This window comes from Bradyrhizobium sp. T-12, assembly GCF_058314695.1.
Map to the genome: position 1 here is coordinate 4,575,811 of NZ_CM177756.1, position 24,215 is coordinate 4,600,025.

At 63.8% G+C, this 24,215-nt stretch carries 19 protein-coding genes; 7 read left to right on the forward strand and 12 right to left on the reverse strand.

Translation table 11 applies throughout. The features are described from left to right. Window positions 1-47: 47 nt before the first annotated feature. The 12 genes from rpoC to AC0WRY_RS21825 form a co-directional block, all read right to left on the reverse strand. Window positions 48-4,244 (reverse strand): DNA-directed RNA polymerase subunit beta', encoded by a 4,197-nt coding sequence (gene rpoC, locus AC0WRY_RS21770; RefSeq protein ID WP_126258100.1) that lies wholly within the window; start codon window positions 4,242-4,244, stop codon window positions 48-50. A 130-nt stretch (window positions 4,245-4,374) separates the two neighbouring features. After that, window positions 4,375-8,493, reverse strand: coding sequence for a DNA-directed RNA polymerase subunit beta (gene rpoB, locus AC0WRY_RS21775; RefSeq protein WP_194402796.1), 4,119 nt, complete (start codon window positions 8,491-8,493; stop codon window positions 4,375-4,377). A 482-nt stretch (window positions 8,494-8,975) separates the two neighbouring features. Continuing rightward, on the reverse strand, window positions 8,976-9,353 hold the full coding sequence (gene rplL, locus AC0WRY_RS21780; protein ID WP_100177007.1) for a 50S ribosomal protein L7/L12: 378 nt from the start codon (window positions 9,351-9,353) through the stop codon (window positions 8,976-8,978). Between the two features lie 54 nt (window positions 9,354-9,407). After that, entirely contained in the window at window positions 9,408-9,926 is a 519-nt protein-coding gene (gene rplJ / locus AC0WRY_RS21785) for a 50S ribosomal protein L10 (protein ID WP_194402797.1), read from the reverse strand. Between the two features lie 584 nt (window positions 9,927-10,510). Further along, window positions 10,511-11,464, reverse strand: a complete 954-nt coding sequence (locus AC0WRY_RS21790; RefSeq protein WP_491120859.1) for a 2-hydroxyacid dehydrogenase — start codon at window positions 11,462-11,464, stop codon at window positions 10,511-10,513. A gap of 90 nt (window positions 11,465-11,554) precedes the next feature. Then, window positions 11,555-12,247, reverse strand: a complete 693-nt coding sequence (rplA, locus tag AC0WRY_RS21795) for a 50S ribosomal protein L1 (protein ID WP_063682741.1) — start codon at window positions 12,245-12,247, stop codon at window positions 11,555-11,557. 6 nt (window positions 12,248-12,253) lie between these two features. Then, entirely contained in the window at window positions 12,254-12,682 is a 429-nt protein-coding gene (gene rplK, locus AC0WRY_RS21800) for a 50S ribosomal protein L11 (RefSeq protein ID WP_006611824.1), read from the reverse strand. A gap of 130 nt (window positions 12,683-12,812) precedes the next feature. After that, complete coding sequence (gene nusG / locus AC0WRY_RS21805) at window positions 12,813-13,367, reverse strand: transcription termination/antitermination protein NusG (RefSeq protein WP_007602985.1); 555 nt, start codon at window positions 13,365-13,367, stop codon at window positions 12,813-12,815. Further along, window positions 13,367-13,558 (reverse strand): preprotein translocase subunit SecE, encoded by a 192-nt coding sequence (gene secE, locus AC0WRY_RS21810; protein WP_007611620.1) that lies wholly within the window; start codon window positions 13,556-13,558, stop codon window positions 13,367-13,369. Before secE ends, nusG begins: the two co-directional genes overlap by 1 nt. 367 nt (window positions 13,559-13,925) lie before the next feature. After that, window positions 13,926-15,194, reverse strand: a complete 1,269-nt coding sequence (locus AC0WRY_RS21815) for a class I SAM-dependent methyltransferase (RefSeq protein ID WP_194402799.1) — start codon at window positions 15,192-15,194, stop codon at window positions 13,926-13,928. Window positions 15,195-15,279: 85 nt separating this feature from the next. Continuing rightward, entirely contained in the window at window positions 15,280-16,308 is a 1,029-nt protein-coding gene (locus AC0WRY_RS21820; protein WP_194402800.1) for a lysylphosphatidylglycerol synthase transmembrane domain-containing protein, read from the reverse strand. A 12-nt stretch (window positions 16,309-16,320) separates the two neighbouring features. Next, the gene (locus tag AC0WRY_RS21825; RefSeq protein WP_246776288.1) at window positions 16,321-16,908 is read right to left on the reverse strand and encodes an SIS domain-containing protein; all 588 of its coding nucleotides are present in this window, start codon (window positions 16,906-16,908) and stop codon (window positions 16,321-16,323) included. 165 nt (window positions 16,909-17,073) lie between these two features. On the opposite strand from AC0WRY_RS21825, the gene AC0WRY_RS21830 reads away from it, so the two are divergent. From AC0WRY_RS21830 to AC0WRY_RS21860, 7 genes are all read left to right on the forward strand, one after another. Then, complete coding sequence (locus AC0WRY_RS21830; RefSeq protein ID WP_194402802.1) at window positions 17,074-18,084, forward strand: SDR family oxidoreductase; 1,011 nt, start codon at window positions 17,074-17,076, stop codon at window positions 18,082-18,084. An 85-nt stretch (window positions 18,085-18,169) separates the two neighbouring features. Beyond that, entirely contained in the window at window positions 18,170-19,735 is a 1,566-nt protein-coding gene (locus AC0WRY_RS21835; RefSeq protein WP_194402803.1) for a PfkB family carbohydrate kinase, read from the forward strand. A 27-nt stretch (window positions 19,736-19,762) separates the two neighbouring features. Further along, window positions 19,763-20,764, forward strand: coding sequence for an NAD-dependent epimerase/dehydratase family protein (locus AC0WRY_RS21840; protein ID WP_194402804.1), 1,002 nt, complete (start codon window positions 19,763-19,765; stop codon window positions 20,762-20,764). 5 nt (window positions 20,765-20,769) lie between these two features. After that, the gene (locus AC0WRY_RS21845; protein ID WP_246776289.1) at window positions 20,770-21,381 is read left to right on the forward strand and encodes an HAD family hydrolase; all 612 of its coding nucleotides are present in this window, start codon (window positions 20,770-20,772) and stop codon (window positions 21,379-21,381) included. Further along, window positions 21,378-22,415: an aminoglycoside phosphotransferase family protein gene (locus tag AC0WRY_RS21850; RefSeq protein ID WP_194402806.1), complete on the forward strand. Its 1,038-nt coding sequence runs from the start codon at window positions 21,378-21,380 to the stop codon at window positions 22,413-22,415. The genes AC0WRY_RS21845 and AC0WRY_RS21850 overlap by 4 nt, the downstream gene beginning before the upstream one ends. After that, window positions 22,390-23,238 (forward strand): transketolase, encoded by an 849-nt coding sequence (locus tag AC0WRY_RS21855; protein WP_210346978.1) that lies wholly within the window; start codon window positions 22,390-22,392, stop codon window positions 23,236-23,238. Before AC0WRY_RS21850 ends, AC0WRY_RS21855 begins: the two co-directional genes overlap by 26 nt. Window positions 23,239-23,248: 10 nt before the next feature. Beyond that, a complete protein-coding gene (locus tag AC0WRY_RS21860; protein ID WP_194402807.1) occupies window positions 23,249-24,208 on the forward strand; it encodes a transketolase family protein in 960 nt (319 codons plus the stop codon). Window positions 24,209-24,215 lie beyond the last annotated feature (7 nt).

The window sequence follows — 24,215 nt, forward strand, 5'->3', positions numbered from 1 at the left end:
CTTGCGCCGGCCTTTCCATTATCCTCGGTATTCCTACGGATGAACGATCATTCCGCGGGAGGCAGCGCAGGAAGCTCAGCTTCCGGCGCGGGCGACACGACGGCCGCCTGCTTCTCGCGCTCGTCCAGGATCAGCTTGTCGCGCTTCATGGCGACTTCGCGGATCTTGGCCATGGAGGCGCCGGTGCCCGCCGGAATCAGACGGCCGACGATGACGTTCTCCTTGAGGCCTTCGAGCGGATCGACCTTGCCGTTGACCGCCGCTTCCGTGAGGACGCGGGTGGTCTCCTGGAACGAGGCCGCCGAGAAGAACGAACGGGTCTGGAGGCTCGCCTTGGTGATGCCGAGCAGAACCGGCGTTCCCGTGGCGGGCTTCTTGCCCTCTTCCTTGGCCTTCTCGTTCAGCGCGTCGAACTCGATCTTGTCGACCTGCTCGCCCGAGATCATGTCCGTATCGCCCTGGTCGGTGACTTCCACCTTCTGGAGCATCTGACGGACAATCACCTCGATGTGCTTGTCGTTGATGAGCACGCCCTGGAGCCGGTAGACCTCCTGGATCTCGTTGACCAGATAGGCCGCGAGCTCCTCGATGCCCTTGACCGCAAGAATGTCGTGCGGTGCCGGGTTGCCTTCGACGATGAAGTCGCCCTTTTCGACGACGTCGCCGTCCTGAAGGTGGATGTGCTTGCCCTTCGGGATCAGGTACTCGCGCGGCTCGTCGGTCTTGTCCATCGGCTCGATCGAGATGCGACGCTTGTTCTTGTAGTCGCGCCCGAACCGGATGGTGCCCGCGATCTCGGCGATGATCGCCGCATCCTTCGGACGCCGAGCCTCGAACAGTTCCGCCACCCGCGGCAGACCGCCGGTGATGTCACGCGTCTTGGCGCTTTCGGTCGAGACACGGGCGAGAATGTCGCCCGGATTGACCTTGGCCCCGACGTCGACCGAGAGAATGGCATCGACCGACAGCATGTAGCGGGCATCGCCGCCGCGGGCGAGCTTGAGCACCTTGCCGTCCTTGCCCTTGACCACGATGGCCGGACGCAGATCCGAGCCGCCGCGGGTCGAGCGCCAGTCGATGACCACGCGCTTGGCGATACCGGTCGCTTCGTCGAGCGTTTCCGAGATCGACTGCCCCTCGACCAGATCCTCGAAGCCGATGGTACCTTCGACTTCGGTGAGCAGCGGACGGGTGTAGGGATCCCACTCGACAATGCGCTGGCCGCGCTTGACCATGTCGCCCTCGTCGACGTGCAGGCGCGAGCCGTACTGGACGCGGTGCGTCGCACGCTCGGTGCCGTCGGCATCGACGATCGCCACCACCATGTTGCGCACCATCGCGATCAGGTGACCTTCGCTGTTGCGGGCGATGGCCTTGTTCCGGATCACGATCTTGCCGTCGAAATTGGCTTCGACGAAGGACTGCTCGTTGAGCTGCGCCGCACCGCCGATGTGGAAGGTGCGCATGGTGAGCTGGGTGCCCGGCTCGCCGATCGACTGCGCCGCGATGACGCCGACGGCTTCACCGTGGTTGACCGGCGTGCCGCGGGCGAGGTCGCGGCCGTAGCACTTGCCGCAGATGCCGTTGACGAGTTCGCAGGTCAGCGCCGAGCGAATCTTCACCTCCTGCACACCACCCTGCTGGATGGCGTCCAGATGGCTCTCTTCCATCAGCGTGTCGCGCTTGATGATCACCTTGCCGGAGCTGTCGCGGATGTCCTCGCAGGCCGTGCGTCCGAGGATGCGCGAGCCGAGCGAAGCCACCACGGTGCCGGCATCGACGATGGCGCGCATCTTGATGCCGAGCTTGGTGCCGCAGTCGCTCTGCGTGATGATGCAGTCCTGCGCGACGTCGACCAGACGACGGGTCAGGTAGCCCGAGTTCGCGGTCTTCAACGCGGTGTCCGCGAGGCCCTTACGGGCACCGTGGGTCGAGTTGAAGTACTCGAGAACCGAGAGGCCTTCCTTGAAGTTCGAGATGATCGGCGTCTCGATGATCTCGCCCGACGGCTTGGCCATCAGGCCGCGCATGCCGGCGAGCTGGCGCATCTGGGCCGGCGAACCGCGGGCACCGGAGTGAGCCATCATGTAGATCGAGTTGATGTCGGCATCCGCCCCGCTCGCCGTCTTCTTGGTCGAGGAGATCTCCTTCATCATCGCCTTGGCGATTTCTTCCGTGGCCTTCGACCAGGCGTCGACGACCTTGTTGTACTTCTCGCCATGAGTGATCAGGCCGTCGTTGTACTGCTGCTCGAAATCCTTCGCCAGCGTACGGGTGGTGTCGACGATCTTCCACTTGCCGTGCGGCACGACCATGTCGTCCTTGCCGAACGAGATGCCGGCCTTGAACGCGTTGTAGAAGCCGAGCGCCATGATGCGGTCGCAGAAGATCACCGTCTCCTTCTGACCGCAGTGACGGTAGACCTGGTCGATCACGCCCGAGATCTCGCGCTTGGTCATCAGCTTGTTGATGATCTCGTACGAAATCCGCGGGTTCTTCGGCAGGAGATTGCCGAGCATGACGCGGCCGGCGGTGGTCTCGATCCAGCGCGTCGAGACCTTGCCGGTCTCGTCCATGCCCTGCCACCGGTACTTGATCTTGGTGTGGAGGTGGATGACCTTCGCATGCAGCGCGTGCTCGAGCTCGGCCATGTCGCCGAAGATCTTGCCCTCGCCGGGCAGGCCTTCGCGCATGATCGAGACGTAGTAGAGGCCGAGCACGATGTCCTGCGACGGCACGATGATCGGTTGACCGTTGGCCGGATGCAGGATGTTGTTGGTCGACATCATCAGGACGCGCGCTTCCAGCTGCGCTTCGAGCGACAGCGGGACGTGCACGGCCATCTGGTCGCCGTCGAAGTCGGCGTTGAAGGCCGAGCAGACCAGCGGGTGAAGCTGGATCGCCTTGCCTTCGATCAGCACCGGCTCGAACGCCTGGATGCCGAGGCGATGCAGCGTCGGTGCGCGGTTCAGCAGCACCGGATGCTCGCGGATCACCTCATCCAGGATGTCCCAGACCTCGGGCCGCTCCTTCTCGACCAGCTTCTTGGCCTGCTTCACGGTGGTGGACAGGCCCTTGGCGTCGAGCCGCGAATAGATGAACGGCTTGAACAGCTCGAGCGCCATCTTCTTCGGCAGGCCGCACTGATGCAGGCGCAGCTCGGGACCGACCACGATCACCGAACGGCCCGAATAGTCGACGCGCTTGCCGAGCAGGTTCTGGCGGAAGCGGCCCTGCTTGCCCTTGAGCATGTCGGCGAGCGACTTCAGCGGGCGCTTGTTGGCACCCGTGATGACGCGGCCGCGGCGGCCGTTGTCGAACAGCGCATCGACCGCTTCCTGAAGCATGCGCTTCTCGTTGCGGATGATGATGTCGGGCGCGCGCAGCTCCATCAGCCGCTTCAAGCGGTTGTTGCGGTTGATGACGCGGCGGTAGAGATCATTGAGGTCCGAGGTCGCGAAGCGGCCGCCGTCCAGCGGCACCAGCGGACGCAGGTCCGGCGGGATCACCGGGACCACGGTCATGATCATCCATTCCGGCTTGTTGCCGGAGTGGCGGAACGCTTCCACGATCTTCAGGCGCTTGGCGAGCTTCTTGTGCTTGATGTCGGAGTCGGTCTCCTGCATCTCGACGCGAAGCGAGGCCTCGAGCTTCTCGAGGTCCATGCCCTTGAGCAGCTCGCGGATCGCTTCGGCGCCGATCATGGCGGTGAAGGAATCCTGGCCGTACTCGTCCTGCGCCTTCAGATACTCGTCCTCGGACAGCAGCTGACGGTCCTTGAGCGCGGTGAGACCCGGCTCGAGCACGACGTAGTATTCGAAGTAGAGGATCCGCTCGAGATCCTTCAGCGTCATGTCCAGCAGAAGGCCGATGCGCGAGGGCAGCGACTTCAGGAACCAGATGTGGGCGACGGGGGCGGCGAGCTCGATATGGCCCATGCGCTCGCGCCGGACGCGCGACAGCGTGACCTCGACCGAGCACTTCTCGCAGATGATGCCCTTGTACTTCATGCGCTTGTACTTGCCGCACAAGCACTCGTAATCCTTGATCGGCCCGAAGATGCGGGCGCAGAACAGGCCGTCGCGCTCGGGCTTGAAGGTGCGGTAGTTGATGGTCTCCGGCTTCTTGATCTCGCCGTAGGACCAGGACAGAATCTTCTCTGGAGACGCGATCGAGATCCGGATCTGGTCGAAGACCTGAGCCGGCGTCGTCGGGTTGAAGAGATTCATAATTTCTTGGTTCATCGTCTTCTCCTCGCGCGCCGGTCGCCTCCGGCCGCAAATTCGAAAATCACTTCAAGCAGGGCGCCCTGCCCTCAAGGCATCGGGAGGGGCGCCGATGCCCGGCCGTGAAGGCCGGGCATGAAAGGTCGTGTTACTCGGCCGCTTCCGACGTCGGCGCCGGTCCAACCTTGGAGTTGTGCAGGTCGACGTTGAGGCCGAGCGAGCGCATTTCCTTGACCAGCACGTTGAACGATTCCGGAATACCGGCCTCGAACGTGTCGTCGCCGCGCACGATCGCCTCGTACACCTTGGTACGGCCGGCGACGTCGTCCGACTTCACCGTCAGCATCTCCTGGAGCGTGTACGCCGCGCCGTAAGCCTCGAGCGCCCACACCTCCATTTCGCCGAAGCGCTGGCCGCCGAACTGCGCCTTGCCGCCCAGCGGCTGCTGGGTGACGAGCGAGTACGGACCGATCGAACGCGCGTGGATCTTGTCGTCGACCAGATGGTGCAGCTTGAGCATGTAGATGTAGCCCACGGTCACCTTGCGATCGAACGGATCGCCGGTGCGGCCGTCATAGACGGTCGACTGACCGGAAGCGTCGAGACCGGCAAGCTTCAGCATCTCCTCGATGTCGGCTTCCTTGGCGCCGTCGAACACCGGCGTCGCGATCGGAACACCGCGGCTGAGGTTATGGCCGAGCTCGATCAGTTCGTTGTCGTTGAGCGACTTGATCGTCTCGTCCTCGCCGTAGACCTTCTTCAAGGTCTCCTTCAGCGGCTTGATGTCCTGCTTCGACAGATACGCATCGACCGTCTGGCCGATACGCTTGCCGAGGCCGGCGCAGGCCCAGCCGAGATGGGTCTCGAGGATCTGTCCGACGTTCATGCGCGAGGGCACGCCGAGCGGATTGAGCACGATGTCGGCATGCGTGCCGTCTTCGAGGAACGGCATGTCCTCGATCGGCACGATCTTCGACACCACGCCCTTGTTGCCGTGGCGGCCGGCCATCTTGTCGCCGGGCTGGATCTTGCGCTTCACCGCGACGAAGACCTTGACCATCTTCATCACGCCGGGCGGCAATTCGTCACCGCGCTGCAGCTTCTCGACCTTGTCGAGGAAGCGCTGCTCGAGCCCCTTCTTCGACTCGTCGTACTGCTTCCGCATGGCCTCGATCTCGGCCATCAGCTTGTCGTTCGGCGAGGCGAACAGCCACCACTGCGACTTCGGGTACTCCTCGAGCACCGCACGGGTGATCTTGGTGTCCTTCTTGAAGCCCTTGGGACCGGCGATGCCCTGCCGCCCTTCGAGCAGCTCGGCAAGACGGTTGTAGACGTTGCGGTCCAGGATCGCCTGCTCGTCGTCGCGGTCCTTGGCCAGACGCTCGATCTCTTCCCGCTCGATCGCCAGCGCACGCTCGTCCTTGTCGACGCCGTGACGGTTGAACACGCGCACTTCCACGATCGTGCCCTGCACGCCCGGAGGAACGCGCAGCGAGGTGTCGCGAACGTCGGACGCCTTCTCGCCGAAGATGGCGCGCAGCAGCTTCTCTTCCGGCGTCATCGGGCTCTCGCCCTTCGGCGTGATCTTGCCGACCAGGATGTCGCCGGCGCGCACTTCCGCACCGATGTAGACGATACCGGCTTCGTCGAGGTTCTTCAGCGCTTCTTCCGAGACGTTCGGAATGTCGCGGGTGATTTCCTCAGGCCCGAGCTTGGTGTCGCGGGCCATCACCTCGAACTCCTCGATGTGAATCGAGGTGAAGACGTCTTCCTTAACGATCCGCTCGGAGAGCAGGATCGAGTCTTCGAAGTTGTAGCCGTTCCACGGCATGAACGCGACGAGCACGTTGCGGCCGAGAGCGAGCTCACCGAGATCGGTCGACGGACCGTCGGCGATGATGTCGCCCTTCTTGACGATGTCGCCGACCTTCACCAGCGGACGCTGGTTGATGCAGGTCGACTGGTTGGAACGCTGGTACTTCATCAGGCGATAGATATCGACGCCCGACTTGGTCGGATCGAGATCTTCCGTGGCGCGGATGACGACGCGGGTAGCGTCGATCTGGTCGATCACGCCCGAACGGCGCGCCGCGATCGCAGCACCCGAGTCACGCGCAACCACGCCTTCCATGCCGGTGCCGACGAACGGCGCCTCGGCGCGAACCAGCGGCACCGCCTGGCGCTGCATGTTCGAGCCCATCAGCGCGCGGTTGGCGTCGTCGTTCTCGAGGAACGGGATCAGCGCCGCGGCGACGGAGACGAGCTGCTTCGGCGAGACGTCCATGTAGTCGACCTTGTCCGGCGTCACCGGCAAGACTTCGCCGGCGTGACGGCAGACCACGAGGTCTTCGGTGAAGCGGCCCTTCGGGTCGAGCGGCACGTTGGCCTGCGCGACCGTGTAGCGGCCCTCTTCCATCGCCGAGAGGTACACGACCTCGTCGGTGACGCGGCCATCCTTGACCTTGCGGTACGGCGTCTCGACGAAGCCGTACTTGTTGACGCGCGCGAAGGTCGCGAGCGAGTTGATCAGGCCGATGTTCGGACCTTCCGGCGTCTCGATCGGGCAGATGCGGCCGTAATGCGTCGGATGCACGTCGCGCACCTCGAAGCCGGCGCGCTCGCGGGTCAGACCGCCCGGTCCAAGGGCCGACAGGCGGCGCTTGTGGGTGATCTCGCTGAGCGGGTTGGTCTGGTCCATGAACTGCGAGAGCTGCGAGGAGCCGAAGAACTCGCGCACGGCGGCAGCCGCCGGCTTGGCGTTGATCAGGTCCTGCGGCATGACCGTGTCGATGTCGACCGAGGACATGCGCTCCTTGATCGCGCGCTCCATGCGCAGCAGGCCGATGCGGTACTGGTTCTCCATGAGCTCGCCGACCGAGCGCACACGGCGGTTGCCGAGATGGTCGATGTCGTCGATCTCGCCCTTGCCGTCGCGCAGATCCACCAGCGTCTTGATGACGGAGAGGATGTCTTCCTTGCGCAGCGTGCGCTGGGTGTCGGGCGCATCGAGGTCGAGGCGCATGTTCATCTTGACGCGGCCGACCGCGGAGAGGTCGTAGCGTTCGGCGTCGAAGAACAGCGACTGGAACATGGCCTGCGCCGAATCCAGCGTCGGCGGCTCGCCCGGACGCATCACGCGGTAGATGTCGAACAGCGCGTCTTCACGCGTCATGTTCTTGTCCGCCGAGAGCGTGTTGCGGATATAGGGGCCGACATTGACGTGGTCGATGTCGAGCAGCGGCAATTCCTTGTAGCCGTGCTCGTTGAGCACCTTCATCGACTTGTCGGTGATTTCCTCGCCGGCCTCGGCGTGGATCTCGCCGGTCTTCGGGTTGACGAGGTCCTCGGCGATATAGTTGCCGACCAGCTCCTCATCGGACATGCGCAGCGCCTTCAGCCCCTTCTCCTGGAGCTGGCGGGCGGCACGGACGGTGAGCTTCTTGCCGGCCTCGAGCACGACCTTGCCGGTGTCGGCATCGATCAGGTCGTTGACGGTCGAGTAGCCGCGGAAACGGTTGGCGTCGAACGGAACGCGCCAGCCTTCCTTGGTCCGCTTGTAGAGGATCTTCTTGTAGAACGTCGACAGGATCGCTTCGCCGTCGAGGCCGAGGGCGAACATCAGCGAGGTCACCGGAATCTTGCGGCGACGGTCGATACGCGCATAGACGATGTCCTTGGCGTCGAACTCGATGTCGAGCCAGGAGCCGCGATACGGGATCACGCGGGCGGCGAACAGCAGCTTGCCCGAGGAATGGGTCTTGCCCTTGTCGTGGTCGAAGAACACGCCGGGCGAGCGGTGCATCTGCGAGACGATGACGCGCTCGGTGCCGTTGACGATGAAGGTGCCGTTCATCGTCATGAGCGGGATGTCGCCCATGTAGACGTCCTGCTCCTTGATGTCCTTCACCGACTTCGCGCCGGTTTCCTCGTCGATATCGAACACGATGAGGCGCAGCGTCACCTTGAGGGGAGCCGCGAAGGTCATGCCGCGCTGGCGGCACTCGTCGACGTCGTATTTCGGCTGCTCGAACTCGTAGCGGACGAATTCCAGCATCGAGGTGCCCGAGAAGTCGGAGATCGGAAACACCGAGCGGAACACCGCCTGCAGACCCTCGTCGAGTCGGCCACCCTGGGGTTCGTCGACCATCAGGAACTGGTCATAGGACGCCTTCTGAACCTCGATGAGGTTCGGCATCTCTGCGACTTCCTTGATGTGTCCGAAGAACTTGCGAACGCGTTTGCGACCGGTGAATGTCTGCTGCGCCATCGTGGCCTCTCATTTTCGTCGCCCCATCTGGGCGCGCCGTCCAGGGCGCGGCTGCCACCGCTCCCCGGGTTGAATTTTTCGAACCCGTTTTGGGGGCCGCAGACTCAGTTTCAGGCGAGAATGTCCTGAATCTGTTCTTCAGACCTTCAAAACGCAAAACGACGTGCGGGGCGCTGGTGCGCGCCCGCCCGTCACAACGATCCTCTTCACGGACTGCAAAAGCCCGAAATAGCCTGCTCTCCCAACGGCTTACAGGGGGTCCGGCACCCCTGCCACCGCGCTTTCGTGCTGCCGACCCGATATGGGGCGACAATAGTGCAGATTCGAGGGGTAAACCTCGAAATCCCCACACTTTTTCGTGTTCAGCCCACGTCGGGACGTTCCGTCGCACGCCTTTTGCATCACGCCCACCCTTGGTCGAGGGGCAGGCCAAGGTCCCGGGCTCGCTGACGCGCGCCCGGGACCTCGCGAGTAAGCTGCGCTTACTTGAGCTCGACCTTCGCGCCAGCCTTCTCGAGCTGGGCCTTGATCTTGTCGGCTTCTTCCTTGTTCACGCCTTCCTTCAGCGGCTTCGGAGCACCCTCGACGAGGTCCTTTGCTTCCTTCAGGCCGAGACCGGTGATGGCGCGGACTTCCTTGATGACCTCGATCTTCTTGTCGCCGGCCGAGGCCAGGACAACCGTGAACTCGGTCTTCTCTTCAGCCGGAGCGGCGGCAGCGCCACCACCAGCCGGGCCGGCCACGGCGACAGCCGCGGCAGCCGAAACGCCCCACTTCTCTTCGAGGAGCTTCGCAAGTTCAGCGGCTTCGAGCACGGTGAGGCTCGAGAGGTCGTCAACGATCTTCTGCAGGTCAGCCATTGTTCAGTTTCCTTAGGTGTAAGTCTGGTTCGGGTTTGAGTTTTGCGAAGGGCGTCAGGCCGCTTCGCCCTTTGAGGCATGAGCCTGGATGACGCGCGCGAGCTTGCCCGCGGGCGCGTTGGCGAGCTGGGCCAGCTTGGTCGCCGGGGCCACGATGAGGCCGACGATCTTGCCGCGCAGTTCGTCAAGCGACGGCAGTGAGGCAAGCGCCTTCACGCTGTCGACATTCAGGACGGTCTTTCCCATCGAGCCGCCAATGATGACGAACTTTTCGTTCGCCTTGGCGAATTCGACGGCGACCTTTGGCGCCGCTACCGGATCGTTCGAAGTGGCGATCACGGTCGGTCCCTTCAGCATGGGGCCGATGGCAACGACGTCAGTGCCTTCAAGAGCAATTTTGGCGAGACGGTTCTTCGAGACCTTCACCGAGGCACCAGCCTGCTTCATCTGCATGCGCAGCTTCTGCATCTGGGCAACGGTCAGGCCGGAATATTGAGCAACGATCGCGACGCTCGTGGTCTTGAAGACCCCATTGAGCTGTTCGACCGCGTCCTTTTTTGCCGCTCGTTCCACAGCAAGCTCTTTCCGGTTGGCAGCCTTCGCGAAAAGCGGGACCGCCGGGTTGCACCCATCGCCCCACCCAAAACCTGAACCTCCGGGCCAAAACCCATCGGACACGCGCCGGGCGAGACGACAATTCAAAGCCTGCCCTCCGGGAGCCCGCTAAGGCCCACGGCGTGTCGAGGTCCGAACCAGACCCGTTCCGCAACCACCCGTTAAGATGGAAGGCGAAGTGAAATCCGGTCTTCACCCGTCTATGCAGGCCATGCGATTAAGCCGTTGAGAAATCGAAATTTCCCGCGGGCGCCTGCAGTCTTGGACAGGACAGGGTCAGCCGGCGAGCCGTCCAACCCCTGCCCGCATCCCACCAACCGACAGGTTTTCCCTCCATTTCGGGCAAATCCTCACGGACGTCCTGAAAAGGAATGATCTCCTGTCGTGTCGGGTTTTCGGAATGCGTGCACGAACGCGCCAGCCGAAGCCGGCACGTCCGGAAGCGGTTCTTTAACTGCTCTCTGCCTGCTTGCCAAGAGCAAAATTCACACCAGTTCCAATCCGTTGCCGATGGGGCTTGACCCAGGCCGATAAGGGCCGATTCAGGTCAAGTTCACCCCATAAGGCAGCGGCTTGCCCTCGAAGAACGCGGTCAGGTTCGCCAGCACGCAGCCCTGCATGGCGACATGCGATTCGAGGGTGTGGCCGCCGATATGGGGGGCGAACACCACGTTGGGGAGCGCGGTCAGGGCGTCCGGCGCGTGCGGTTCCTTCTCGAACACGTCGAGTCCGGCCCCCGCAATGGTCCTGTCGGTCAGCGCCGCGACCAGCGCCTTCTGGTCGATCACGGAGCCGCGGGAGATATTGACGACATAGCCGTCCGCCCCGAGGCGCCTCAGGATGTCGGCATTGACGACGTGCTGGGTGTCGGCCCCTGCCCGCACGGCGATCATCAGGACGCTGCACCAGTCGGCCAGCGCTTCGAGCGTCGGGAAATATTGATACGGCAGATCGTATTTGGTCCGGCTGAAATAACCGATTTCGCTCTCGAAGGCGGCGCAGCGGGCGGCGATCTTGCGGCCGATCTCGCCCATGCCGTAGACGCCGATGCGGCGGCCGGGCATGCCGGTCTGGGGACGCATCATCGGCGATTGCTTGGAGGCGGCCCAATCGCCGCTGCGGACATATTGGTCGGCAACCAGGATCCGGCGCGTGGTCGCCAGCATCAGGGTCATCGCGATGTCGGCGACCGAGGCCGCGTTGGCGCCCGGGCTGTGGCCGACGGCGATATTGCGGCTGGCGCACGCCTTCAGGTCGACGCCGTCATAACCGGTGCCGTAGCAGACGATGGCGCCGAGCTTCGGAAACAGATCCATCGCTTCTGCTTCCAGCGGTGAACCGCCCGCGGTGAGCAGCGCACGGATGCCACCGAGCTCTTCGGGCGGAAACACCTCCGTTGCCTTCTTGCCACCGGTGTCGAGCAGCTCGAACCGCTCGGCGAAACGCGCCATCATCGTCTTGGGAAAGCGCGAATAGATCAGGACCTTGTCAGCCATTTTTCTTGTTTCCGGTGAGCGCCGCCACAAACGACGAGGGGCGGAATCGGTTGCCCAATTCCGCCCCTCGCCTCATGCAATTTTCAAACCTTAGCCGAGAATGGTGCCCGGCTCGACCTTCACACCGGGGCCCATCGTCGAGGACACCGCAACGCGCTGGATGTAGGTGCCCTTGGAGCCAGCCGGCTTCGCCTTCGAGACAGCATCGGCGAGAGCCTTGATGTTCTCGACCAGCTTCTCCTCGGAGAACGAGGCCTTGCCGACGCCGGCCTGCAGGATGCCGGCCTTCTCGACGCGGAACTCGACCGAGCCGCCCTTGGCACCCTTCACCGCACCGGTGACGTCCATGGTCACGGTGCCGATCTTCGGGTTCGGCATCAGGCCGCGCGGGCCGAGCACCTTACCGAGACGACCGACCAGCGGCATCATGTCGGGGGTGGCGATGCAGCGGTCGAAATCGATCGCGCCGTTCTGCACCTTCTCGACCAGGTCTTCGGCGCCGACGACGTCGGCACCTGCGGCCTTGGCTTCATCAGCCTTGGCGCCGCGGGCGAACACGCCGACGCGGAGCGTACGGCCGGTGCCGTTCGGCAGGGTCACGACGCCGCGGACCATCTGGTCGGCGTGACGCGGATCGACGCCGAGATTGATCGCGACCTCGATGGTCTCGTCGAACTTCGCTTTCGCGCGTTCCTTGACCATCTTGATGGCGTCCGCGAGCGGGTAAAGCTTTTCGCGGTCAACACCTTCGCGGGCTTTGTTCAAACGCTTTCCGATTGCCATGACCGCTTACCCCGCAACTTCCAGACCCATCGAACGGGCGGAGCCCTCGACCATCTTCATGGCCGATTCGATGGAATCGCAATTGAGATCCTTCATCTTCTTCTCGGCGATCTCGCGCACCTGCGCCTTGGTCACCTTGCCGGCCTTGTCACGGCCCGGCGCCTTCGAGCCGGACTGGATCTTGGCAGCCTGCTTGAGGAAGAACGACATCGGGGGCGTCTTCATCTCGAAGGTGAACGAACGATCGGCGTAGATCGTGATCACCACGGGAATCGGGGTGTTCTTCTCTTCCTTCTGGGTCTGCGCGTTGAACGCCTTGCAGAACTCCATGATGTTGAGACCGCGCTGACCGAGCGCGGGACCGATCGGGGGCGAAGGATTCGCCGCACCGGCCGGGACCTGAAGCTTCAGGTATCCGGTCACTTTCTTTGCCATGTATCACTCCTGTTGTGCCGGCCAGGCCGGCGGTTTCAGGTTCGTGGTCTGGGTCGGATGCGGCTGGCAACCGCCCTCTCCCTCCCACGGCCTCTTCATGCGTGAGGCTGAAGCCTCCCGCGTTACCCGGTCAGACCTTCTCGACCTGACCGAATTCCAGCTCGACCGGCGTTGCGCGACCGAAGATCGACACCGCGACCTTCACGCGCGAGCGCGCCTCGTCGATTTCCTCGACAACGCCCGAGAACGAAGCGAACGGGCCGTCGGCCACGCGCACGTTCTCGCCGATCTCGAACGACACCGACGCCTTCGGCCGTTCCACGCCCTCCTGCACCTGATGCAGGATGCGCATGGCCTCTGCTTCCGAGATCGGCATCGGCTTGTTTTCGGCGCCGAGGAATCCCGTGACCTTCGGCGTGTTCTTGATCAGATGAAACGCTTCGTCGGTCAGCTTCATCTTCACCAGCACGTAGCCCGGGAAGAACTTGCGCTCGGCGTCGATCTTGCGGCCGCGGCGCACTTCCGTGACCTTCTCGGTCGGCACCAGCACCAGCTCGAACAGCTCCTCGAGCCCGCGCTGCTTGGCCTGCTCGCGGATCGATTCGGCGACCTTCTTCTCGAAGTTCGAATAGGCGTGGACGATGTACCAGCGCTTGTCGGACAGTTGAGCGGTTGCTGTTGCCATCAGTGAATGCCCAGAAGGAAGGTGATGAGGTAACGGATGATCTGGTCGGCGGCGAAGAAGAAGATCGAGGCGACGGCGACCATGACGAACACCATGATGGTGGTGATCGTGGTCTCACGCCGGGTCGGCCAGGTGACCTTGGCGGTCTCCGAGCGCACTTCCTGCAAGAACTTGAACGGGCTGACTGCCATCGTTTTGAGGTCCAGCGTCCGTCGACAGACGCACATGAATTTCAGGGATCCGAACAGCCGCCGTTGGCCCAGCCCTCTGTTTCGAAGGATGAGCCGGAAACCGGGCTCGATTGTTCGGGGATTTCAAAGCCGCGCCGGAGATCCGCGTCTAACGGGCCGGCTGCGAGTGCGGGGTATCTACTGCGGATGGGACCAAAGGTCAAGATAGAGAGGGCTCGCCCGGGCGAGCCGACCTCCTGGGGCGGGAGAGCAGAGCCAAGGCAGATCAAAGGCTTATACGCCCCACCCTGGCACGGCGTGACCGCTGCGTCCCATCGCCTCCTTCGGAGCGCCCGCCGGGGGGCCCGCCGCCTCGGCCGCCGCGCGATCAGTCGGCCCGGTCGACCATCGAAATGCCCGGCAGCGGCACCACGAACTTGCCGCCTTCGGCGAAATAGCGGGCGTGCTTGGCCCGGATCGGGTCGACATAACGCCAGGCGAAGACGACGACGAACGCCGGCTTGCGCTCGTAAAGGGCGGCAGGCGGCAGGATCGGGATGTCATAGCCTGGGCCTGCCATTACGTTGCCCTTCTTGGGGTCGTCGTCCACCAGGAAGTCGATCTTGTTCTCCAGGCCGAACTGCGGCAGCAGCGTCGTGGTGCCGACCGAGACGCCGTAGCCGGCGACCGGCTGACCGCGCGCATGGGCGGCGTCGGCCATCGCAATCAGCTCGTCGCGGATGGCGGCGATCCGCTTCACGTAGGGCGCATAATAGGCCGGCCGGTCGACGCCGAGACGGTCTTCCTCGGCAACGAAGCGCGCGACCTCGGCCGATGGCTTCTTCGCACCACCGGCGCGCTGCACGGTCACGCGGATCGAGCCGCCCTTGGTCCAGATGTGCTGGACGTCGATCAGCTCCATGCCGAGCCGGGCAAAGAAACGGATCAGCGGCTTGATGTTAAAATAGGACAGATGCTCGTGATAGACGGTGTCGAGCAGGTTCTTCTCGGTGACGTCGACGCCGTATTGGGTTTCGAACACGAACAGCCCGTCCGGCGCGAGCACGTCGCGAACGCCGATCACCAGCGGATCGAGATTGTCGACATTGGCGATCATGTTGTTGGCGATCACGACGCTCGCCGCGCCGTGGCTCTGCAGGATACGGTGACCGATCGCATCGGTGAAGAAATCGCCGATGGTCTCGATCCCCGCCTCGGTCGCGCGCTTCGCGATGTCGACGGCGGGATCGACACCGAGCACCCGCATTCCACGTTCCTTGAAGAAGCCGAGCAGCGATCCGTCGTTGCTGCCGAGCTCGACGACCAGGGAGCCCGGAGCAATGCCGAAGCGGCTGACCACATCGTTGGCATAGCCGGCGAAGTGCTCGCGCAGGCCGAGCGAGAGCGAGGTGGTGTAGACGTAGTTGCGGTACTGGATCTCGGGATTACCGACATGGAGAATCTGGAGATGGCCGCAATCCCTGCACAGATGCAGCGCCATCGGCACCGCCGCGCGGAAGACCGGATCGTCGACGCTGGCATCCGGCACTTGGAAATTCGGCGTGCCGATGGGCATGCCGGCCATCGGGACGACCAGCTCTTGCTTGTCCGAATGACAGAGGCGGCAGGTGTGGCGGACGTAGAACAGATTTTTCATCGTGGAACCGGAAAAGGGAGACATGCGCGCAGGTGAGGCAATCCCACCCTGTGAAAATCAGATCGAGAGTCGCGGTCCAAGCGAATCAAGGGTGGCTCGATACCTCCTCGGCCGCCGGCCCGTAGTTCGGGAATTCGTCCGTAGCCTTCGTAGCTTTCGCCGCCCTGTCCGCTGAATACAGGCCGCGCTCCGGACTTGCCAGCCAGATCGCGCCGCCGACGAGTCCGATGATCACGCTGATGGCGCCCAGCAGGAGCGAAACCGACAGCGCTTGCTCGGAAGGAACACCCGCCAGACCGAGACAGGCAACCATCGCTCCCTCGCGAACGCCCCAGCCGCTGATCGAGATCGGGACCGCCGTCAACAGCACCACCGGCGGAATCAGGATGCCGGCGTCCACCATCGAGAGCTGCGCTCCGACACCGTGCGCCAGGGCGTAGCAGGCCGCCGCGGTCACGAGATGGATCAGCAGCGCCGACCCGAACAGCAATACGCGGCGCTCGGATTGCAGGAGAAGAAACCTGACCAGCGTTCCGAACCGGACGAAGCTTGCGATCGCCGGATGCGCGATGAGGCGCATGGGCAGCCGGTCGAGCGTCAACAGAACCGCAGTGCCCGCGATGCCGGCCAGCGTCAGCCCGCCGATGGCCAGGATCGCGGCCTGATTGGACACGCGTGACATGAGGAACGGCAATCCGGCGACCATCAGCACGATCAGCCCGATCAAGGCGGTGAAACGATCAGCCGCGACGCCCTTGACCGCGTCCGGCCACTGCACGCCACGCTGGCGCAGCAGCCACATCCGCACAGCGTCCCCGCCGACCGACGACGGCAACACCTGATTGAACCAGAGGCTGATCATGAGAATGCGCCAGCCCGCGAACCAGTCCAGCGAGACGCCGAGCGCACGCATGATCAGCGCCCACCGGCCGTTGAGCACGAAGGTCTGGAAGAAGATCAGCGTCAGCGCGAGGACGAACAGGAGAGGATCGACCGAGACGAGATGGCTGCGCAACTGTTGCAGGTCGAGACCACGCACGATGTAGACCAGCACCGCGATCGACAGCAGCAGCTTTACCGAAAACAGGGCCGCCTGCTTGAACCGCGACTGCATCGGGTGCCCGCCTCAGGATGCCGGATATTCCGCACGACCGATGACGAGGTCGATCGCGGCCATCATCCAGAACTGGTGCGTCGTCTCGACAATGTTGTAGCTGCGGCTGTCGACGAAGAAATTGACGTCGCCGAGATTGCGCAGAGGATTGTCCGCATTCATCCCCGACAGCGTGATCACGTCGAGCTTCATGGTCCGCGCCTGCGCAACCGCATTGAGAATGTTCTTCGAGCGTCCCGACGAGCTGATCGCGACCAGGCAGTCGCCGGCACGCGCGTTCAATCGCACGGCGTGCGCGATCCAATCTTCGAAGCCGTAATCGTTGGCAAGGCACGACATCATGCTTGCGTCGCTGAAGCAGAGCGCGGGCACCGCAGCGTTCTTCGAAAGGTCGATCGCCAGATGCGAAGCGATTCCGGCGGAGCCGCCATTGCCGATGAAGATGACGCGGCCACCCTGCTCGCGCGTGCGCAACCAGACGGCGCGGGTGGCGGAGATCCCAGCAAAGACACCGTCGTCGATCGCCGTCGCGCGATGCAGGCGCCCCACATAATCGTCGAGGAAAGCCTTGTGATCGGGATCGACGGACTCGACAGGCATGGGCTGGCGGCTCGGCTGCAACATGACGTCCTGATACCGGCTATCACCAGGGATTGCAAAGGCATAATGCTTGCAAAGTCGGCGAGCGGCTGATAGTCGGCTTTCGGGTTTCACACAACATTGGCCGGCCTGTTTCGCTGGGCATTCGCGTCACGGATGTTCCCCATGAAATGCATTGTCACTGGCGGCGCAGGTTTCATCGGAAGTCACCTCGTCGATCGACTCATCGACGATGGCCATGAGGTCGTCGCGCTCGACAATTTCGTCATCGGCCGCCCCGAAAATCTGGCCTCGCGCGCCAAATCGAGCCAGCTGAAGGTGGTGCGGGCTGACGTCACCGACCTCGAATCGATCAAGCCGTACTTTCACGGTATCGACTGGGTCTTTCACCTCGCGGCGCTGGCCGATATCGTTCCCTCGATTGAGTCGCCGCTCCCGTATCATCGCGCCAATGTCGACGGCACCGTCAACGTCCTCGAGGCGGCAAGGCACGCGGGCGTCAAGCGTTTCGTCTACGCCGCCTCATCGTCCTGCTACGGCATTCCCGACGTCTACCCGACGCCGGAGAGCGCCGAGATCCGGCCGATGTACCCTTATGCACTGACCAAGAATCTCGGCGAGCAGTGCGTCATGCATTGGTGCCAGGTCTACAAGCTGCCCGCGGTCGCGCTGCGCCTGTTCAACGTGTACGGGCCGCGCCATCGCACCACCGGCACCTATGGTGCCGTGTTCGGCGTGTTCATGGCGCAGAAGCTTGCCGGCAAGCCCTTCACGGTGGTCGGCGACGGCGAGCAGACGCGCGACTTCACCTTCGTCAGCGACGTCGCGGATGCCTTCGTGACCGCCGCGCGCTCCGATATCTCGCAGGAGATATTCAACGTCGGCTCGGACAACACCTACAGCGTCAACCGCCTGGTCGAGCTTCTCGGCGGCGACAAGGTCCACATCCCCAAACGTCCGGGCGAGCCCGATTGCACCTACGCCGACATCACCAAGATCAAGCGTGTCCTGAACTGGGCGCCCAAGGTGAAATTCGAGGACGGCGTCGCGACCATGCTGAAATCGATGGATCAGTACAAGGACGCGCCGCTGTGGACGGTCGACAAGATCGCCGACGCCACCAAGGACTGGTTCAAATATCTCGGTGACGACAAGGGCTCACCGAAGGCAAGCTAGTGAACAGGTTCGCGGGATATCCTTGCCGCGATTCGATCATTTCCGGGCGGCCATTCGAGACCTACCGGCGCTTTGGGTGATTCACATGGCTAATGCACGCACAGACAGGCCGGCCGTCCATCCGGCACCGCACGACAAGATCAAGACGGTCGAGCAGCTTGGCGAGGTGGCCCGCGCCGCGCAGGCCAAGGGCCTGACCGTCGCGCTCTGCCACGGCGTGTTCGATCTGGTGCATCTCGGCCACGTCCGGCACATCCTGGCGGCGCGCAACGAGGCCGACGTGGTCATCGTGACCATCACTGCCGACCGATTCGTCAACAAGGGCCCGGGACGGCCGATCTTTCCGGAGAACATGCGCGCCGAGATGCTGGCCGCGCTCGGCACGGTCGACTGGGTCGGCATCAACCAGACCTCCAGCGCCGAGCCGGTCCTCGATACCGTGCGCCCCGACATCTATGTGAAGGGTTCGGACTACGAGAACCCCGAGGATGACGTCACCGGCAAGATCGCGGTCGAGCGCGAGGCCGTCGAGCGTCACGGCGGGCGAATCGTCTTCACGCGCGACGTGACCTTCAGCTCGTCGTCGCTGCTGAACCGCTACTTCGACATCTACGATCCGCCGCTGCGCGACTACCTGCAGAAGGTTCGCGAAGGCGGCGGCGCCGAGCGGCTGCTGAAGCTGATAGACAAGATCCAGGACATGCATGTCGTGCTGGTCGGCGATACCATCATCGACGAATACCAGTACGTCACGGCGCTCGGGAAGGCGTCGAAGGAGAACATCGTCGCCACCCTGTTCAAGAATGGCGAGCAGTTTGCCGGCGGCGTCATCGCCGCGGCCAACCACGTCGCGAGCTTCTGCAAGTCGGTCGAGATCGTCACGACGCTGGGCGGCAACGACTACCCCGAAGAGTTCATTCGCGCGCATGTCCGCCCGAATGTCACGGTGACGCCGATCCGCATTCAGGGCCGCCCGACGACCCGCAAATTGCGCTACGTCGAGATGGGCTATCTCCACAAGCTCTTCGAAGTCTACACCATGGACGACACGCCGCTCGACGAGACCACGCGCAAGGAGATCGACCGCGTCACCGCCGAGCGCGTGCGCGGCGCGGACGTGGTCATCGTCACCGATTTCGGCCACGGCATGATCGCATCCAGCACGATCGGGGCGTTGATCGCGAACTCCAAGTTCCTGGCGGTCAACGCGCAGAGCAACAGCGGCAACCACGGCTACAATCTGATCACGAAGTATCCGCGGGCCGACTACATCTGCATCGACGCGCCGGAAGCGCGGCTGGCCGCCACCGACAAGTTCAACGACATCGCGTCGGTGATCGAGGACGGCCTGCACCGCGAGATCGATTGCGACAACATGATCATCACGCACGGCTCCTTCGGCTGCTACCCCTTCTCGTCGAAGACCGGCGTCGCGCGCGTGCCCGCTTTCACCAAGACCGTCGTCGACACGGTCGGCGCCGGCGATGCCTTCCTGACGATTACGGCGCCGCTGGTGGCGGCCGGCGGCAACATCGAGGACGTCGCCTTCATCGGCAATGCGGCGGGCGCGATCAAGGTCGGTATCGTCGGCCATCGCAGCTCGGTCGAAAAGGCACCGCTGGTCAAGTTCGTCACCGCGTTGTTGAAGTAGCGCGAACGGAAAATCTGGAGAACGACAGTGATTGATCAGAAATGGAACGTGATGGTCACCGGTGGCGCCGGCTATGTCGGCAGCGTGCTGGTTCCCCAGTTGCTGGCGGCCGGCCACAAGGTCACCGTGCTCGACCTGTTCATGTACGGCGACGACGTCTTCAGTGGCGTTCGCGACAATCCTAACCTTCGCCTGATCAAGGGCGACATCCGCGACGAGGCCGCGATCAACGAGGCCCTGCGCGGCAACAATGCGGTGATCCACCTCGCCTGCATCTCCAACGACCCCTCGTTCGAGCTGGATCCGGCGCTCGGCAAGTCCATCAACTACGACTGCTTCCGGCCCATGGTGCGCGCCGCGAAGAAGGCCGGCATCAAGCGCTTCATCTACGCCTCCTCGTCGAGCGTCTACGGCATCAAGGACGAAGCCGAGGTGACCGAGGAACTGTCCTGCGAGCCGCTCACGGACTACTCCAAGTTCAAGGCGATGTGCGAGACCGACCTCGCCGAAGAGGCGGCGTCCGGTTTCGTCACCTGCACGGTTCGTCCCGCCACCGTCTGCGGCTACGCTCCGCGGCAGCGGCTCGACGTCGTCGTCAACATCCTGACCAACCTCGCGGTCAACACCGGCCGCATCCGCGTGTTCGGCGGAACGCAGAAGCGGCCCAATCTGCACATCCAGGACATGTCCGCGGCCTATCTGTTCCTGCTGCAGCAGGATGACGCGAAGATCGACGGCAAGACCTACAACATCGGCTACGAGAACCACTCGCTGATGAAGATCGCCGACATCGTCAAATCGGTGGTCGGAGACAACGTCGAGGTAGCCGTCGAGCCGACCGACGACCTGCGCTCCTACCACGTCTCCTCGGAGAAGATCCGCCGCGAGCTCGGATTTGCGCCGACCCACACGATCGAGCAGGCCGTGTCCGGCCTGGTGGACGCCTTCAGGGGCGGCCGCCTGCCGAACTCGCTGAACGATCCCCGGTATTTCAACATCAAGATGATGCAGAACATCAGCCTGAAGTGAGCGGCGTGCGGATCGGCATCGATTTCGACAACACGATCATCTGCTACGACAAGGTCTTTGCCGCCGTCGCACGGCAGCGTGGGCTGGTGCCGGAGGGCTGGGTCGGCCTGAAGACCGAGGTGCGGGATCACTTGCGGTCCCGCGCCGGCGGCGAGCTGGCCTGGCAAGGGCTGCAGGGCTTCGTTTACGGCAAAGGCATCGGCGGCGCCACGATCTATCCGGGCGTGCGCGAATTCCTCGCGAGCTGCCGCAAGGCCGGTGCGCGTGTCTACATCGTCAGCCACAAGACGCAGTTCGGCCATCAGGACCCCGACCGCGTCGATTTGCGCGAGGCCGCGCGGGACTGGCTGAAGAGCGCGGGCGTCATCGACGCCGCCGATGCGCCGCTGGCGGCGGGCGATGTCTATTTCGAGGACACGCTGGCGGCCAAGGTCGAGCGGCTCGCGAGCCTGAAGCTCGACATCTTCATCGACGATCTCGTCGACGTGTTCGAGCAGCCGCATTTTCCCAAGGCGACGCGAGCGATCCTGTTCACGCAGTCGCAGCCGCCTCATCCCGGTCATTGCGAGCCGATCGCGAGCTGGGCGGAGATAAGCCGCGGAGTGTTCGCGCAATGAGCGGGCCGGAGCTGAGCGCGCAGGATGCAATTTCGATCGGCAACCGCCTGGCCGGGGCGCAGGTCGTCGCCGCCCAACCGGCGCGGTCCGGCGGCAACAACCGGGTGTTCCGGCTGGAGATGGCGAAGGCACCGCCCCTCGCCCTCAAGCATTATCCGTCCGACGGGCGTGATCGCCTCGGACAGGAATACGACGCGCTCACATTTCTCTCGCGACACGGCATGACCACGACGCCGCGGCCGATCGCAAAGGACACAGATGCGTTCTGTGCGCTGTATCAATGGTTCGACGGAGACGCGGCGGTGCTGCGTCCCCAGGAGAACGATGCCGACCAGCTGGCCGATTTCCTGATCGAGTTGCAGAAGCTGCGCGACGCCGAGGGTGCTCGGGCTCTGCGCAACGCCTCGGCCAGCATCTTTTCGCCCGAGGAAGCCATCGCCCAGTACGAGCAGCGCCTCGACGGGCTGAGGCGGGCCTCGGACGATCATCCGGAGCTGCGCGCGTTCATCGACGGCAGCCTGGTTCCCAGCACGACCACCGCCATTCGACGGCTTCGCCAGCGCTATGCGGAACTGGGCCGGGATCCCGCAGCGGAGCTTGCGCCTGCGCATCGCGCGCTCAGCCCGTCCGACTTCGGGCTGCACAACGCCCTGCGCGGCGACGACGGCCGCCTGCGCTTCATCGACTTCGAATATTTCGGCTGGGACGATCCCGTCAAACTCCTGTCCGACACCGCGATCCACCCGGGCAGCGATCTGCCGGCGGCAAATGCGAATCGCCTGATCGAACGCCTCACGCAAGCCTTCTCGGCTAGGGATGACGCGTTTGCGGTCCGCCGTGACGTGCTGTATCCTCTGTTCGGGGCGATTTGGTGCCTGATTGTCCTGAATGCCTATTTGCCCGAAAGCCGCTCCCGGCGCGCCTTGGTTGCGCAAGGTGGCGATCTGACGGTCCGCCTTGCCGGTCAGCTCGACAAAGCCCGCCGGCTTCATCAGACGATTTGCCAACGTGATCCAGATCTCACCCCACGCTGAAGCTGCCCTCACCTGCACGCTGGACGAGCGCAGCCTCTATCTGCGCCGCCTGGTCCTCGGTTCTGTACGTTTAGCCGGACGCGGCCATGTCGGTCCGGCCCTTTCGCTGATCGAAATGGTCCGCGTGCTCTACGACGACGTGCTGCGGATCGACCCGACGAACCCACGCGACCCCGATCGCGACCGCGCGATCCTCAGCAAGGGGCACGGTTGCCTCGCGCTCTACGCGCTGCTCGCCGATCGCGGTTTCTTCCCGCTGTCGGAGCTGGACGGCTTCTGCGGCCCCGACAGTATTTTGGGCGGACATCCCGAATACGGCATGGTGCCGGGCGTCGAGGCATCGACCGGCGCGCTCGGCCACGGCCTGTCGATCGGCGTCGGCCTTGCGCTCGCCGCCCGAATGCGCGAGCGCAGCTACCGGACCTTCGTCCTGCTCGGCGACGGCGAGATCAACGAGGGATCGGTGTGGGAAGCCGCCATGGGCGCGGCCAAGCACGGGCTCGATAATCTGGTCGCTATGATCGACTACAACAAGCTCCAGAGCTACGGGCCCACCGACTATGTGCTGCCGCTGGAGCCGCTCGCCGACAAGTGGCGCAGCTTTGGCTTTGCCGCGCAGGAGGTCAACGGCCACGACGTCGGCGCCTTGCGCACGGTCCTGAAGCAGGTCCCGGCCGTTCCAGGCAAGCCCACCGCGATCATCTGCCATACCGTCAAGGGCAAGGGTCTGCCGGCCGCGGAATCCAACGCCGACTGGCATCACAAGAACAAGCTGACCGACAGCGAGCTCGACGCCATTCGCGTCGCCGTCGGCGATTTTTGATCGGCTCCCCATGCGCAACACCGCGATGAACATGGTCCACAAGCTCGCTGCGCAAGACGAGCGGGTGCTCTACATCGGCTCCGATCCCGGCGCCGGCACGCTGCGCGCGATGAGCAAGGAGTTTCCCAAGCGCCATCTGATCGAGGGCATTTCGGAAGCGCACATCATCGGCATGTCGGCCGGTCTCGCGATGGAAGGTTTTGTTCCTTACGTGAACACCATCGCGACCTTCCTGACCCGGCGCTGCTATGAACAGGTGGCCGTGGATCTGTGCCTGCACAATCTGCCGGTGCGGCTGATCGCCAATGGCGGCGGCCTCGTCTACGCGCCGCTCGGCCCCACCCATCAGGCGATCGAGGACATCGCCATCATGCGGGCGCTGCCGAACATGACGGTGATCTGCCCGTGCGACGCCGACGAGGCCGCGCGCATGATGGGGCAGACACTGGACTGGAAGGGCCCGATCTACATCCGGCTGGGTAAAGGCGGCGACGCCATCGTCTCGAAGGCCGAGCACGGCTTCGACATCGGCAAGGCCATCCTGATGCGGCCGCCCGGCGACGTCGTGATGGTCACCACGGGCATCATGCTCCAGCGTGCCCTCGCTGCGGCCGACCTGCTGGCCGCGCAAGGCATTCGCGCCGGCATCCTGCACATGCATACGGTCAAGCCGCTCGATACCGAAGCGCTGCTGCAGGCGGTGCGCGCGACGCGCCTGCTGGTGACGCTCGAGGAGCACGTCCCCTCCGGCGGCCTCGGCAGCGCAGTCGCCGAGACGTTGATCGACAAGCTCGGTTCGGGCCTGCCTGCGATGCTGCGGCTGTCGTTGCCGGACCGCTTCATGCACAATTACGGCTCGCAGGATTCGCTGCTGAAGAAGCATGGACTCTCCGCTAACGCCATCGCGACCTCGATCGAGCGCACGCTTACCGCCTCGCACCCCTCCTCTCCTCAACTCCATTCCACCTGACGGGTCA